Here is a 13,597-nt window from a genome sequence, read left to right on the forward strand (position 1 = left end):
GCTGTTTTTTTGCCTATTCCATCCTGGCGGGCTTAAAACGAGTGTGACAAGGGATAAACATCAAGCCATTGGCCGTGCTCGACATTGGAGTGTGCAGGGATCTCGATTAAGACATCCGCGTTGACACAACCGGAAAGCATATGCGAGCCCTGGCCTTTGACGGGCGCTGCCCAGACACCGCTGTCTGTCATGGTAAGCACGCCACGCAAGAAATCCCGGCGACCCTGCTTATTGTTTGGAATGGAAAAATCTGCCTGGGCTTTCCATTTTTTGGGTCGGGCCTTTTCAAGTGAAAGGCCGGCCAGGTATTTAATGGCAGGAAGTGTCATGAGCAGGGAAGTGGCGTAACTGGCTACCGGATTGCCGGGCAACAGGAATACCTTGCAGCGGTCGTTGATATTGCCCCAGGCAAAGGGCTTGCCGGGTTTGATGGCCAGTTTCCAGTGTTCAAGCGTGCCCAGTTCGTCCAGTACCTGTTTGACATAGTCTTTGTCACCCACCGATGCACCGCCCGAGCAAACGATGATGTCTGAATGGCCGGCCGCCTGTTGCAGGGCCGTTTTGATACTGTCGTAGTTGTCAGGTAAAACACCACCATTAACCACATTCAGATAGGCATAATGCTTAAACCAGCCAAGCAGCATGGGGCGGTTCGAGTCATAAATCTTGCCGGGGGCCAGCGCTTCAGTCAGGGCCAGCAGTTCGTCACCGGTGGAGAACAGGGTCAGGGTAAGTGGCTTGAAGCAGTTGACACTGGCATAGCCCTGGCTGGCCAGCAACCCGATGGCCGCTGGGGACATAATGGAATGGGATGCAATCAGTACATCCCCTTTTTTCAATTCTTCACCCTGGCGGCGGATATTGGCATCTGGTTTCAGTGCTTGCTGAACCGACAGGCAGCGGCCTGTGACGGTCGTGTTTTCCTGTGGCACTACGCTGTCCGTATTGGCCGGAATGCTCGCACCGGTAAAAATGCGTATGGCCTGGCCGGGCTCAAGCTGTGTGGCGGTAATGTCATCGCCGGCGGCAACCACACCAATAATTTCCCATTCGGTCCGATCCAGGCCACATACCGCATAACCGTCCATGGCGCTGTTGTCAAACATGGGAGCGTCATAATTCACCGTTAATGTTTCGGCCAGTACATGGCCTTCAGCCTCTTCAAGGGTGAGGGTTTCTGTTTGGGTAGTTGCCTGGGTGTTGGCAAGAAGCTCTTCAAGTGCTTCGTAATAATCACGCATTATGTTGAACCTTGTAATGAATCCCAGAGCTTGAGTGATTCTGGATTATTGAAGTTGATAAAAAAATCTTCCTGCTCAAAATTGACCAATGTATGGGCGTTGTCCAAAACAAAGGAGCGCAGGCGTAATTTGTCCACGTGTTGATCAAGTCGTCGTTTCAGGTCGGGCAGTAGCGAGCGTCTGAATTGGATAATGCTGGGGTGCTGGTTGCTGCCACTGATTGCCATGGCAATATCGGTATTGGTTTGCAACAGGGCCGTATGCAGCTGTTCCACCAGGTGGTCAGGCAGGAAAGGCGTATCACAGGGAACGACCTGGATGAATGTAATGTTTTCAGGCAGCTGCATGCTGGCGCTGTAAATGCCGCCCAACGGACCCAATGCTGTGTACTGGGGCAGGTCCGGGATAACCGGATGCCCATAAGAGGCATATTTATCCAGGTTGCGGTTTGCGCTAATCACAATGCAATCCACGTTTTTCCGCAAAAGCGCCAGCGGATATTCAACCAGTGGTTTTTGTTTGAACAAAACCATGCCCTTGTCCTGGTGGTTCATTCTGCTGCCCAGTCCACCGGCAAGAATGAGTCCGGCTGTATTGGATATCATGCCTGGTTCCATCGCTGTGTGTGATCCAGATCGGACTTTTTCATATCCACCCAATGAGCGTCTCCGTTGGCAAAGCATTCTTTTTTCCAGAAAGGCGCTTCTGTTTTCAGGTAATCCATAATAAATTCGTTGGCCTGGTAGGCGTCTTTGCGATGTTCGCTGGCAGTCAGGACCAAAACAATTTTTTCACCGGTTTTGATTTCGCCAATACGATGAATGACTTTTACGTACTGTAAAGGCCATTTCTGCTGCGCCATCAGAATGATTTTTTCAATTTCCTGTTCGGTGACCCCGGGAAAGTGCTCCAGATATAAATGGCTTAGCAATTTCGCATGGTCTTTGCCTCGAACCTTCCCAACGAAGCTTACAAGCGCACCACAGTTGCTTGAGGACTGTTCGGCCAATTGTTCTTCGGTTTCAAGGTTGAAGTCTGTGGATTGGATACTGATGGCATACATGGTTTCAGCCTCCGGTAACCGGGGGAAGCAGGGCGACTTCAGCGTTTTCCGGTATGTGGGCATTTTGATGAACAATGCTATTGTTGATGGCTATTTTGTATACGTTTTCGGGGGCCAGGGTTTCGTGCCACAGTTGATTGCGGCTGCGTAATAACTGGATCAGTTCATCGCGGGTACCGCCATGCCACTCAATGGTTTCTTCGGCAATGGGTAATTGTTCTTTTAGTTTTGCCATATAGATGATTTTTAACATAGGATGTAATGCCATGGTTATGATGGTAGACAGGGCATTATAACCAAAGTTGGTGGAGTTGCCTTATTGTGAGCTTTGCGGGCATGTGGGTGAATTTTGTATGGGGAAACATTGTTTTTTTATGTTTGTTGTAAATTGGTCATGTTTTTTTGTGTAATTTGAATATATTTTCAATAAAAGCTTGTCATCCTATGAAAGGCTCTATATAATTTAATTCTTCAGTTAAGCAATGGGTGCTTAGCTCAGTTGGTAGAGCGGCGCCCTTACAAGGCGTAGGTCACAGGTTCGACCCCTGTAGCACCCACCATTGCAAAATTGGCAAATCAGGCACTTACATTGGTAAGTGCTTTTTTTATGCCTGTTTATTTTTTGCCTGTTTAAATAACACCTTGTCAGGTGCGCGGTTAAATGGGTCTCAAAAGTGGTGGGTTTCAAAAGCGGTGCTTGATAATCCTGGCGTTGTTTTCCGGTTAAACAATTTAACCGGAAAACAGAGGCCGGGTTATGAATGGTCGAACCAGCTTTTGAATAACTGGATTATTTCGGGGTTGCCCGATTGGGTTTGGCTGGGATCGAGTTCCAGAATGGCATCCTGATCAACCGGGAAGTATTCGTTGGCAATCCGGGTGGCCATCTCGTAAATGGGTTCCAGTTTAAAGCCTGGCTTGGCAATAGCATCCAGAAAAGTTTCAAGTGCGTATCTGCCCTTTTCATTTAACTTATACATATTCGTCTCCTGTAAAGCAGAATAGATGGGATGTCACGATGTCACGTGGATGTCGCAAAGGCATATCATAATTCTATTGTTTTCTACAGGGGGGAGCAATGAGAATATTTGTCAAGCGTGTTTATGGCTGCTTAGTCTTTTGTGTCAATGTGATTGGTGTGTGGGCGGTTGATGTGGTCAACGCCGATATGTCGGCACAAGATGAGTAAGGGATTGGGGAAAATATTCCTGGTGCTGACAGGATGTTAAAATGCTCTTGCGGTCATTGTTGACCGTCAATGCAAATAGAAAAAAATTACGACGCTTACATGAAATTCATTCATACCTCTGACTGGCACTTGGGCCGTCAGTTTGCCAGCCGTATTCTGATTGAAGACCAGGAGTATGTGCTGGACCAGATCATTGCTTACCTTGAGCAGCATCAGGTGCAGGCTTTGCTGATTAGCGGAGACATCTATGACCGTTCGGTACCACCGGTGTCGGCGGTTGCCTTGCTGGACAAGACTTTAAGCCGGATAGGGCAATTGAACATTCCGGTTATCATGATTCCGGGCAATCACGACAGTGCTCAGCGTTTGGGATTTGCCGCCCAACAGTTAAGTGCTTCGGGCGTGCATATCATTGCTGATTTTGAACAGATGCTCAGGCCGGTTGTTATTGATGCCAAGGGTGAACGGGTTGCGTTTTATGGCATGCCCTTTAATGATCCTGAGTTGGTGCGCAACCATTTTCAGGAGCCGGTCAATTCCTACGAGGCAGCGCATTGCCTGCTGACAGAAAAAATCAGGCAGGTAATGGATGTGCAAAGCGTCAATGTGCTGCTGGCGCACTGCTTTCTTGAAGGGGCAGTCAACTCCGAGTCTGAACGGCCTTTATCAATTGGTGGGTCTGACGTGGTTCCACATACGGTTTTTGAGGGCTTTGATTATGTCGCGCTAGGCCATTTGCATGCGCCGCAATACAAGGGTGCTGAACATATCCGTTATTCAGGCTCTATATTAAAATACAGTTTTTCAGAGCAGTTTCATAAAAAGGGCGTTACCTTGGTAGAGTTGGATGCTGGAGGCCGGGCAAGTGTTCAGAACTTGCCCCTGAAGCCCCTGCGGGATGTCAGGACTCTGGAAGGTACATTGACCGGGATTGTTGAAATGGGCAGGCACGATCCCAATGCACACGATTATGTCCTGGTAAAGCTTGCTGACACGCACGCCGTGCTGGATCCAATGGGCAAGATTCGCGAGGTCTACCCCAATGTATTGCAGCTGGAAAAGCCGGGATTGTATCGTGCCGAGGGTGAAGTAGTGGCACCGGGACAAGCCCTGAAGCGTGACGAATACGATCTGTTTTGTGATTTTTTTGAACAGGTGGCCGGACAGGCGCTTAGTGAGCCGCAGAAGCAGGCGGTTAAAGAAGTGATTCTTGAGGTTCGTAAAGAGGAGCAGGCATGAAACCCGTTTATTTGAGCATGCAGGCTTTTGGTCCTTTTGCGGCAAAAGAAGAAGTTGATTTTACCCGCCTGGGCGAAAACCCCCTGTTTCTGATTAATGGGCCAACCGGTGCGGGTAAAAGCACCTTGCTGGACGCCATCTGTTTTGCCCTGTATGGCCAGGCGGCCGATGATGACCGTGAGCCCGCTGCCTTGCGCTCGGATATGGCGGCCCCCCAATTGTTAACCGAAGTTGAGTTCTTGTTTGCATTGGGTGAAAAACAATACCGTATTGCCAGAATGCCGGCGCAGAACAAGCCCAAGCAGCGGGGTGAAGGTTTTACCACGCAGGCGACTGAGGCAAAACTGTGGGAAATAACGGCTGACGGGAATGAAATTCTGCTGGTGCAGAAAAAAGCCACCGAAGTAACTGAAAAGGTGGTTGAGCTGACAGGCCTGACAGCTGAGCAGTTCAGGCAGGTGATGGTATTGCCACAGGGCAAGTTCAGGGCTTTGTTATTGGCCAATTCCCAGCAAAGGGAAAGCATTTTCAGCCAGCTGTTTCAAACCGCCATTTATCGCAAAATAGAAGAGAAGCTGAAGCAGCGGGCAGCGGATATTGAAGAAAGCAAAAATAAGCATGACCAGAAAATTGCCGGTTTGCTGGAATCGGCCGATTGCGGTTCGGAAGCGGCCCTGAAAGAAAAAACCAGTCAACTTGCACCGCTTGTCGAGGAACTTAAAACGCAAAAAGAACTCGCCTTTGAGCAATTCTTGCTGTTTGAAAAAGAGCGCTCCGGCGCAACGGCTTTGCAGGAATTGTTCAGGCAGAAAGAAAGTTGCCAAAATTCATTGGCCACACTTGAGCAGGCGCGCGGACAATTGCGGCAATCCGAACATAAGCTTGCGCGTTCCAGCCAGGCCGCTTTGCTAATGCCGCTTATTCAGGCGCGCGAAGTGGCGGAAAAACACTGCGAAAATTTGCGGCAGGAATTGCAGGCGCTGGCGCTGAAAATGGCCAGTGCCGGGAAAAAGCTTGAAGAAACCCGCGGGCAATTTGAACTGGCCACAACCCAGTACCGGCAAAAAGATGACTTGAATGTTCAAATCCATGAACTTGAGCGTTACCGTGAAAAAATGGTCTTGCTTCAGCAAAAGCAAGTGGAGCATGAGCGCCTGCAGGCAGTATTGCGTCAAATAAACCAGTCACATGATGAGCAGTTGTTTGCCCGGCAGCATAAACAGCAACAACTGGAGCAAACCAGGGAAAAAATTGTCGGGTTGCAAATTTTTGTTGAGGGCCTGTCTGATGCCGTGCAGCAACTGGATCAGGCTGAACATGCCCTGCAATTAAAAAAACAGTATGATGCCTTGCTGGATAAAAGCCGGGCCTTGACAGAGCGTGTGCGGGTTGACACCGCATCTGTGGAGAAAACGCGGCAAATCTGGCAGGAGATGCACCAAGAAGATACCCGGCTGCAAATCCAGTGGCACCGGGAACAGGCGGCACAGTTGGCCAGCCGTTTGCGGTTGAATGAGCCTTGTCCGGTGTGTGGCAGCACCACGCATCCGCAACCGGCACAGGTACAACAGGCGTTACTTGACAAGGAAGATCTTGAGCGGTCTGCGCTAAGGCTTGAAAATGCGCGTCAGCAGCTGCAAAACATGGAAAATTCCCTGGTTCAGGTTCGTACCTTGCAAGAGGCGTTTGCGGTGCAAATCAATGAGCAGCTGGAGGCACTTGGTGACAGTGCCAGTGTACCCGCCAGTACTTTGCAGGACATGTGTGAGCAGGCCCGCAAACAGGTTAACCAGTGCAGGCAGGCCAGGCAGTCGCGGTCCTTGTTGCAAGAGCAGCTGGCTGTTCTTGCAAAGGAGCTGTCGCAGCTGGATGAAACCTTGCAGCATACCCGGGAAAAGCAGCAGGCCATCAGGCTTTCCCAGGCCTCCCTTGAAAATGAGCTCAAGCTTCGGCTGGCCGAATTGCCAGAGCCGTTTCGTGATGCCACCGTGCTGGAGCAAACGCTGACCGCTTTCAGGCAGCGTCTTGCTTTACTGCAAAATGAATATGAAATGTCCCGGCAGGCGTATGACCAAGCCAGCCAGGACAGTGTCCAGCTGCAGGAACGCAAGGCTGGGCTTGATAACCGGCAGGAACAGGCAATCGTTGTCTTGCAACAGGCGCGGCAGGCCTGTCAGGACCAGCTTGAGCGGCATGCTTTTGACAGTGAGCAGGCATGCAGGCAGGCGGTGCTGGACGAGCATGAAAGGCAGGCGCTTGAGCAGTATGTAAAGCGGTTTAACCGTCAACAGTATGAGCTTGAAGGACAGTATAAGAATATTTGTGAACAGCTTGAGGGTAAAACCCTGCCTGATTTGACGCAAATGGAAAGCCGGCATGAGCAGATGAAGCAGTTGCGTGACCAGGCCCAGCATGCCTGGCAGCAGCATGCCGAAAAATTGCATCAACTGGCATCGGTGGCTGTAAAAATTGACCGCATGCATGAACAAAATGCCGGTCTGGAACGGGAGTATGCCATTTATGGCACGCTCAGCCATATTGCCAATGGGCGCGGAGACAGCCGGATCAGCCTGCAGCGGTTTGTGCTAAGCGTATTGCTTGATGATGTCCTGGCCGATGCCACGATGCGCCTGCGTCTCATGAGCAAGGGTCGTTATCAATTGATCCGGAAAGAAGATCGGGCCAAGGGTAATAGCAGGTCGGGGCTGGACCTGGAGGTCATGGACGAATATACGGGTATTGCCCGGCCGGTTGCCACCTTGTCGGGGGGCGAGTCTTTCATGGCGGCGCTGTCGCTGGCGCTGGGCCTGTCGGATGTGGTTCAGGCCTATGCAGGCGGTATCAGGCTTGACACCCTGTTTATAGATGAAGGATTTGGCAGCCTTGATATGGACTCTCTGGATCTGGCTATTCGAACCTTGCTGGATTTGCAGGCAAGTGGCCGAACCATTGGTATTATTTCCCATGTAACTGAATTGAAAGAGCAAATGGCTTTGCGGATTGATGTCCTGCCTTCTGAAAGGGGTAGCAGCATTAAAGTGCAAGGCGTTCAATAGGTTTTTTTCGGCATAAACCGTGTTTATATCAAGGTATTAGGGGAGGCTGTCGGGACTCATGGCGTAATAGCCATGTTTTGCGTTCAAGACCGCCGCCATAGCCTGTCATACTGCCGTTTTTCCCAATAACCCTGTGACAGGGGATGACAATTGAAATGGGGTTGGCACCATTGGCCAGTCCTACGGCTCGTGAGGCTTTCGGGTTGCCGACTTTGGCAGCCAATTCACCATAGCTCATGGTTTGGCTATACGGAATGTCTTGCAGGGCCTGCCATACGGCACGCTGGAACCCGGTTCCACCAGTTGCGACCGGGATGTTATCCAGTGCGGCCAAATTGCCATTGAAATAGTCTTGCAGGTTTTTTGAGTAGGGACAGGGTGTGTGGGCAGAAATGATTTGCGTTTGCCCGTATTGCCGTTGCAATAAATTGTGCATGCGTTCGGCATAATCGGCAAAATCAAGAACTCTGAGGTTTTGCCTGTCATCGGTCATTAGAATGATTTCTCCCAGTGGGGAGGTCATTCTTGACATATAGAGTTTCAGCATATTTTGACCTAAGATTAAATTTTGCGCAAATTGAGATACCATTTGGTATTTTAAAGCGATTAATTCAATAAGAAAGCTCAAAATGAGAATATTGGTAATTGAAGATGACAGTATCCTTGGTTCTGCCCTGCAGGAGTTCCTCAGGGCGCAGGGGTATGCGGTAGACTGGGTGAATAATGGCAGTCAGGCGCTGGGGGCGGTATCGGCACAAGCTTATGATTTATTGGTGTTAGACTTGAATTTACCGGATATGAGCGGGCTGGATGTCCTGAGGCAGTTAAGGGCACAGGGGCAGCAAGCTCCTACCTTGATTTTAACTGCCCGCGATGGGGTTGAAGACCGTGTGGCTGGCCTGGACGCAGGTGCCGATGATTATGTGACCAAACCCTTCGAGTTGGCGGAACTTGCTGCCCGCGTTCGTGCGTTTGCCCGCAGGCAGGCGGGTCAGCCCAGTCCGATCCTTGAGGTTGGCCCTCTTGTATTTGATATGGTGGGTAGGGAAGTAAGGGCGAATGGTGAACGCTTGAATTTATCGGTTCGCGAGTTATCGGTGCTGGAAATGCTGATGGTTAGGGCGGGCAGGGTGGTAACCAAACGCCAGATCGTGAATTCGCTGTCAGCCTGGGATGCCGATTTCAGCGAGAATGCCGTTGAAGTGTATGTGTACCGTTTACGCAAGCGGATTGAAGGGTTGGGGATTTGCATTCAGACGGTACGCGGTTTTGGTTATCTGCTTGAAATTGATGTTGAAGCCTGATAGTTGCTGTTGGCGGGCCATGGGCGGTGGCTTGTGGTGCCTTGAGGTGCTTTGTTTTGCGAAAGGTTATCCATGCATAATCTCAATTCCCTGAAATTGTTGAAAAAAAACACCCGGCTTTTGTCAAAAGGTTCCCTTTCGCGATACCTGATTATTCGCTTGATGCCTGCCTTGCTGGTTTTGTTCCTGCTGGATTTTAGCGTGACCTGGTTTATTACCCACGAGTTTTCGGTTGTCTACTGGGATTTGCAGGATATTCTTCTGTTGATCCTGGCCGGTCAGGTCATTCTGGTTATATTGTTTGCCTGGCTGGTGGTGTACGGAATTCGCTCCGGACTGCGTTCGGTGAATCTTATTTCCACCCAGATTGCCCAGCGTAATGAAGAGGATCTGCAGGCCATTGACATGACCAATGTGCCTACCGAGCTTGCCCCGCTGGTGTCGCGAATAAATGAATTGTTTCGAAGGCTGGATGAATCCATGGCTGCGCAAAGGCGCTTCATTGGTCATGCCGCGCATCAGTTAAGGACGCCTTTGGCTGGTTTGCGACTTGAGTCCGAGCTCATGCTGGCGCAGCCTTTGCCCGAAGATGTCAGGAAAAGGGCTGAAAGGATAAAATCCATCAGTAACCGGATGATTCATTTGGGGCAGCAGTTGCTGGTGCTGGCTCGTGCCGACCCTGGCATACGGCCACAAAACAGCTTTTCCCGGATCGATTTGTGTGAGTGGGTGCAAACCAGCGGTTCCGAATGGGTGCCCAAAACCCGTCAGCAACATATTGATCTCTTGCTGGAGGCGCCTGCTTGCACCGTGTGGATTGATGGTGACCCGCTATTGCTGGAAGAGTTGCTGGGCAACCTGATTGATAATGCCCTGAAATATGCCAAAGGTGCAAAACATATTGTGCTCACAGTGGGCCAGAATCCGCCCTCCCTGTCGGTGGAAGATGATGGTTGTGGCATAGAGCCGGAAGACCGGCAGCATGTTTTTGAAGCGTTTTATCGTGCTTCAGGAGTGGGGGTCAGTGGTTCTGGCCTTGGGCTTCAGGTGGTGCAGGAAATTGCCAGGGCGCATGGGGCCGGGTGGAGCCTGGTCAGCAAGCCGGTTATAAAGGGTACGCGTATTACGGTTGTTTTTCCCGGCCCCAGAATTGGTACGCAATTAAGCCGTCAAGAGAAAAAAAATGCAAAAAAACAATAAAACCGCCAAACCGGCCAGTCCTGGAGCAGCCTTGCTGCTGGGTGCCCTGGGGGTCGTTTACGGGGACATTGGCACCAGTCCTTTATATACGCTGAAGGCCAGTCTTTCAGTTTATGGTGGACAGGTTGATCATCAGGATGTGATTGGGGTTTTGTCCATACTGTTCTGGCTGCTTATCCTGGTGGTCTCTATTAAATATGTTTTGTTCATGTTGCGGGCAGACAATAAAGGCGAGGGCGGTATTCTGGCGCTGATGGAGCTGGCGATTCGTGGTGCGGGCGGACGTCATCGGTTATGGCTGATTGTAATGGGCATTTTTGGGGCTTGCCTGTTTTATGGTGACAGCATTATTACACCTGCCATTTCAGTATTGTCGGCCCTGGAAGGTATTGGTGTGGTTTCGCATGCGCTGGATAAGTGGGTTGTGCCCCTATCGGTGATTGTTATTATTGGCCTGTTTTGGATCCAGTCACGGGGAACCGGAGCAATGGGAAAGCTGTTTGGCCCAGTCATGTTACTGTGGTTTTTTTCGCTTGCTTTGTTTGGTATCTGGAATATTATTCGTTATCCAGGTGTTCTACAGGCACTTAATCCTTTGTTTGCGCTGGCCTACGTCATTCAGGATCCGCTACACAGTTTTCTGCTATTGGGTTACGTGGTGCTGGCATTAACGGGCGCAGAGGCGCTTTATGCCGATATGGGTCATTTTGGTCGCCCTGCGATCAAGCGGGTCTGGTTCTGGCTTGTATTGCCGGCTTTGTTGCTTTGTTATTTTGGGCAGGGGGCAGCGGTGTTAATGGATCCTGCTGTGCTTGACAATCCCTTTTATTTATCCTTGCCTTCATTTGCTTTGTGGCCCATGTTGGTATTGGCGACATTGGCAACGGTTATTGCCTCACAAGCGGTTATTTCAGGTGCTTTTTCGGTTACGAGGCAGGCCGTTCAGCTTGGGTTCTGGCCACATATGGAAATTTCTCACACTTCAGACAAGGAAAAAGGGCAAATTTATTTGCATACGGTCAATAGACTGCTGCTGATGGCTGTCTTGTTTCTGGTGCTGGTTTTTCAATCCTCTGAGCACCTGGCTCATGCCTATGGATTTGCCGTGACCGGTACCATGCTCATGACTTCCATACTGGCTTTTAGGGTATTGCCCCGAAGATTCAGGGGAATCAGGCATATCCTGGTGTTTTTGATGGTACTTGTGTTTCTGCTTATCGATATCCTGTTGTTTTCCGCCAATGCCCTGAAAATTGCCGAAGGAGGATGGATACCCCTGGTTGTGGGGCTGCTGTTGTTTACCATGATGATGACCTGGTACAAGGGAAGGGCATATTTATCTGCAATGCAAATGAAAAATCAGCAAGCGCTTGAACCTTTCCTGGAACTCTTGATGCAAGATCAGATAACCCGGGTACCAGGCACTGCCGTGTTCATGTCTGCCCATGAAGGTCGGGTCCCATCCGCTTTATTGCATAATTTGAAACATAACAAGGTATTGCAGCGGCAGCTGGTCTTCCTGACGGTGAAAGGCAGGGATGAGCCCTATGTTACTGAAAATAAACGCTATGTTTTTGAAAATATTGCCAATAATGCATGGCAGCTAGTATTGTTTTATGGTTTCAAGGAAGATCCCAATGTGCCCGAGGTGCTTGGGCGGATTGCCATTGAACATCCGGAAATAGACCTGTCCGAAATGCAGACATCCTATTTTGTATCCCGCCAGTCAATTGTGCTTTCCCGCAAGGGAGCTTTGCATACGCAATGGTTAAAAAGCCTGTTTACACTGATGTCTAAAAATGCGATGCGCAGCACCCGATATTATAAAATCCCGCCCAACCGGGTTATTGAAATGGGAATGCAGATAGAGTTGTAGTGGAAAAAAATTACGCTTGCTTCGATAAACGGGCAAGCGTAATTGAGTATCAGTCTTCTTTGTTATGGCCAAGGAAGGGAGTGACTTCGCCTTCTTTATTGGTGCCAAGCAGGCCAATATTGCTGTAAATCTGAAGCTTGTCTCGGGTGTCACGGATATCCATGTTGCGCATGGTTAACTGGCCGATCCTGTCCAGTGGAGTGAACGAGTCTTCACCTTCTTTTTCCATGGTGAGCCGTTCTGGATGGTAAGTCAGGTTGGGGCTGGTCATGTCCAGCAGGGAGTAGTCGTTGCCACGACGCAGTTCAAGGGCGACTTCACCGGTAACGGCACTGGCAACCCAGCGCTGGGTAGTGTCACGCAACATCATGGATTGTGTGTCGAACCAGCGGCCTTCATAAAGCAGGCGGCCCAGGCGACGGCCATTGGTGCGGTATTGTTCAATCGTGCCTTCGTTGTGAATGCCGCTTACCAGTCGCTCGTAAGCAATATGCAGCAGGGCCATTCCCGGGGCTTCATAAATGCCGCGGCTTTTGGCTTCGATAATGCGGTTTTCAATTTGATCGGACATGCCCAGGCCATGGCGTCCACCGACTTCATTGGCGTAATAGAAAAGATCTACAATATTATCGAACTCTTTGCCATTGATGGCTACGGGACGGCCTGCCTCAAAGCGAATGGTGACTTCTTCTGCGGCAACCTTGACATCATCCTTCCAGAAAGCAACACCCATAATCGGCTCGACAATGCGAATGCCTTTGTTCAGGAATTCCAGGTCTTTGGCTTCATGGGTGGCCCCAAGAATATTGGAGTCGGTGGAATAGGCTTTTTCAACGTTCATTTTGTAGCTGAAGCCGTTGGCATTCAGGTACTCGGACATTTCCTTGCGTCCGCCCAGTTCGTCGATGAAGTTCTGGTCTAGCCAGGGTTTGTAAATTTGCAGGTTTGGATTTGCCAACAGGCCGTAGCGATAGAAGCGTTCGATATCGTTACCCTTGTAGGTGCTGCCATCACCCCAGATGTTGACGTTGTCTTCACGCATGGCGGTAACCAGCATGGTGCCAGTAACGGCACGACCCAGTGGAGTGGTGTTGAAGTAAGTGGCACCAGCGGTGGTAATGTGGAAAGCGCCACATTGGATGGCGGCAATGCCTTCTTCAACCAGCTGTTTACGGCAATCAATCAGGCGGGCTTTTTCAGCGCCATATTCCAGTGCTTTGCGGGGAATATCGTCGTAGTTGTCTTCATCGGGCTGACCCAGATTGGCGGTGTAGGCGCAGGGAAATGCGCCTTTTGCTTTCATCCAGTGAACGGCAACGCTGGTATCCAAACCGCCGGAAAACGCAATACCCACACGCTGCCCGACAGGCAGGTGTTGCAAAATTGTACTCATATTATTTAGTGCTCCAATAAAGATGCAAAATTTTAA

General features: G+C 50.1%; 12 protein-coding genes and 1 tRNA gene. 6 read left to right on the forward strand and 7 right to left on the reverse strand.

Features of this window, described 5'->3' with window-relative positions; translation table 11 throughout:
- Positions 1-32: 32 nt before the first annotated feature.
- From IE074_RS10915 to IE074_RS10930, 4 genes are read right to left on the reverse strand one after another with little or no spacing between them, the layout of a single operon-like run.
- Positions 33-1,241 (reverse strand): molybdopterin molybdotransferase MoeA, encoded by a 1,209-nt coding sequence (locus tag IE074_RS10915; protein ID WP_189385496.1) that lies wholly within the window; start codon positions 1,239-1,241, stop codon positions 33-35.
- A complete protein-coding gene (mobA, locus tag IE074_RS10920) occupies positions 1,241-1,846 on the reverse strand; it encodes a molybdenum cofactor guanylyltransferase MobA (RefSeq protein WP_189385497.1) in 606 nt (201 codons plus the stop codon). Before mobA ends, IE074_RS10915 begins: the two co-directional genes overlap by 1 nt.
- Positions 1,843-2,304 carry a molybdenum cofactor biosynthesis protein MoaE gene (locus tag IE074_RS10925; protein ID WP_189385498.1) on the reverse strand — a complete coding sequence of 154 codons (462 nt, stop codon included), beginning with the start codon at positions 2,302-2,304 and terminating at the stop codon, positions 1,843-1,845. The genes mobA and IE074_RS10925 overlap by 4 nt, the downstream gene beginning before the upstream one ends.
- Before the next feature lie 4 nt (positions 2,305-2,308).
- Complete coding sequence (locus tag IE074_RS10930; RefSeq protein ID WP_229794000.1) at positions 2,309-2,539, reverse strand: MoaD/ThiS family protein; 231 nt, start codon at positions 2,537-2,539, stop codon at positions 2,309-2,311.
- 249 nt (positions 2,540-2,788) lie between these two features.
- Between IE074_RS10930 and IE074_RS10935 the strand changes: the two genes are divergently transcribed.
- Positions 2,789-2,864 (forward strand) — tRNA-Val (locus IE074_RS10935).
- A 195-nt stretch (positions 2,865-3,059) separates the two neighbouring features.
- On the opposite strand, the gene IE074_RS10940 is transcribed toward IE074_RS10935, so the two are convergent.
- Positions 3,060-3,284: a hypothetical protein gene (locus IE074_RS10940; protein ID WP_189385500.1), complete on the reverse strand. Its 225-nt coding sequence runs from the start codon at positions 3,282-3,284 to the stop codon at positions 3,060-3,062.
- A 308-nt stretch (positions 3,285-3,592) separates the two neighbouring features.
- Here IE074_RS10940 and IE074_RS10945 point away from each other — a divergent pair, with 308 nt between their 5' ends.
- Both IE074_RS10945 and IE074_RS10950 read left to right on the forward strand, forming a co-directional pair.
- On the forward strand, positions 3,593-4,732 hold the full coding sequence (locus IE074_RS10945) for an exonuclease SbcCD subunit D (protein ID WP_189385501.1): 1,140 nt from the start codon (positions 3,593-3,595) through the stop codon (positions 4,730-4,732).
- Positions 4,729-7,788 (forward strand): AAA family ATPase, encoded by a 3,060-nt coding sequence (locus IE074_RS10950; RefSeq protein ID WP_189385502.1) that lies wholly within the window; start codon positions 4,729-4,731, stop codon positions 7,786-7,788. Before IE074_RS10945 ends, IE074_RS10950 begins: the two co-directional genes overlap by 4 nt.
- Positions 7,789-7,816: 28 nt before the next feature.
- Here the strand turns inward: IE074_RS10950 and ogt are convergent, their stop codons facing one another.
- Positions 7,817-8,335: a methylated-DNA--[protein]-cysteine S-methyltransferase gene (gene ogt, locus IE074_RS10955; protein ID WP_189385503.1), complete on the reverse strand. Its 519-nt coding sequence runs from the start codon at positions 8,333-8,335 to the stop codon at positions 7,817-7,819.
- Between the two features lie 82 nt (positions 8,336-8,417).
- On the opposite strand from ogt, the gene IE074_RS10960 reads away from it, so the two are divergent.
- The 3 genes from IE074_RS10960 to IE074_RS10970 all read left to right on the forward strand — a co-directional run bounded on the left by IE074_RS10960 (position 8,418) and on the right by IE074_RS10970 (position 12,168).
- Positions 8,418-9,092, forward strand: coding sequence for a response regulator transcription factor (locus IE074_RS10960; RefSeq protein ID WP_189385504.1), 675 nt, complete (start codon positions 8,418-8,420; stop codon positions 9,090-9,092).
- Between the two features lie 72 nt (positions 9,093-9,164).
- A complete protein-coding gene (locus IE074_RS10965; RefSeq protein ID WP_189385505.1) occupies positions 9,165-10,292 on the forward strand; it encodes a sensor histidine kinase in 1,128 nt (375 codons plus the stop codon).
- Positions 10,276-12,168, forward strand: a complete 1,893-nt coding sequence (locus IE074_RS10970) for a potassium transporter Kup (protein WP_189385506.1) — start codon at positions 10,276-10,278, stop codon at positions 12,166-12,168. The genes IE074_RS10965 and IE074_RS10970 overlap by 17 nt, the downstream gene beginning before the upstream one ends.
- 49 nt (positions 12,169-12,217) lie before the next feature.
- Here the strand turns inward: IE074_RS10970 and argG are convergent, their stop codons facing one another.
- Positions 12,218-13,561, reverse strand: coding sequence for an argininosuccinate synthase (gene argG / locus IE074_RS10975; RefSeq protein ID WP_189385507.1), 1,344 nt, complete (start codon positions 13,559-13,561; stop codon positions 12,218-12,220).
- Between the last annotated feature and the right edge of the window lie 36 nt (positions 13,562-13,597).

The organism is Advenella faeciporci, assembly GCF_014652395.1.
GTDB lineage: Bacteria > Pseudomonadota > Gammaproteobacteria > Burkholderiales > Burkholderiaceae_B > Advenella > Advenella faeciporci.

What these genes read in the sequence shown, in the direction of transcription:
- IE074_RS10925 (WP_189385498.1), bottom strand. Translation starts at nt 2,304, where the DNA reads ATGTATGCCATCAGTATCCAATCCACAGACTTCAACCTTGAAACCGAA.
- IE074_RS10915 (WP_189385496.1), bottom strand. Translation starts at nt 1,241, where the DNA reads ATGCGTGATTATTACGAAGCACTTGAAGAGCTTCTTGCCAACACCCAG.
- IE074_RS10960 (WP_189385504.1), top strand. Translation starts at nt 8,418, where the DNA reads ATGAGAATATTGGTAATTGAAGATGACAGTATCCTTGGTTCTGCCCTG.
- IE074_RS10950 (WP_189385502.1), top strand. Translation starts at nt 4,729, where the DNA reads ATGAAACCCGTTTATTTGAGCATGCAGGCTTTTGGTCCTTTTGCGGCA.
- IE074_RS10945 (WP_189385501.1), top strand. Translation starts at nt 3,593, where the DNA reads ATGAAATTCATTCATACCTCTGACTGGCACTTGGGCCGTCAGTTTGCC.
- argG (WP_189385507.1), bottom strand. Translation starts at nt 13,561, where the DNA reads ATGAGTACAATTTTGCAACACCTGCCTGTCGGGCAGCGTGTGGGTATT.
- IE074_RS10965 (WP_189385505.1), top strand. Translation starts at nt 9,165, where the DNA reads ATGCATAATCTCAATTCCCTGAAATTGTTGAAAAAAAACACCCGGCTT.
- IE074_RS10940 (WP_189385500.1), bottom strand. Translation starts at nt 3,284, where the DNA reads ATGTATAAGTTAAATGAAAAGGGCAGATACGCACTTGAAACTTTTCTG.
- IE074_RS10930 (WP_229794000.1), bottom strand. Translation starts at nt 2,539, where the DNA reads ATGGCAAAACTAAAAGAACAATTACCCATTGCCGAAGAAACCATTGAG.
- IE074_RS10970 (WP_189385506.1), top strand. Translation starts at nt 10,276, where the DNA reads ATGCAAAAAAACAATAAAACCGCCAAACCGGCCAGTCCTGGAGCAGCC.
- ogt (WP_189385503.1), bottom strand. Translation starts at nt 8,335, where the DNA reads ATGCTGAAACTCTATATGTCAAGAATGACCTCCCCACTGGGAGAAATC.
- mobA (WP_189385497.1), bottom strand. Translation starts at nt 1,846, where the DNA reads ATGATATCCAATACAGCCGGACTCATTCTTGCCGGTGGACTGGGCAGC.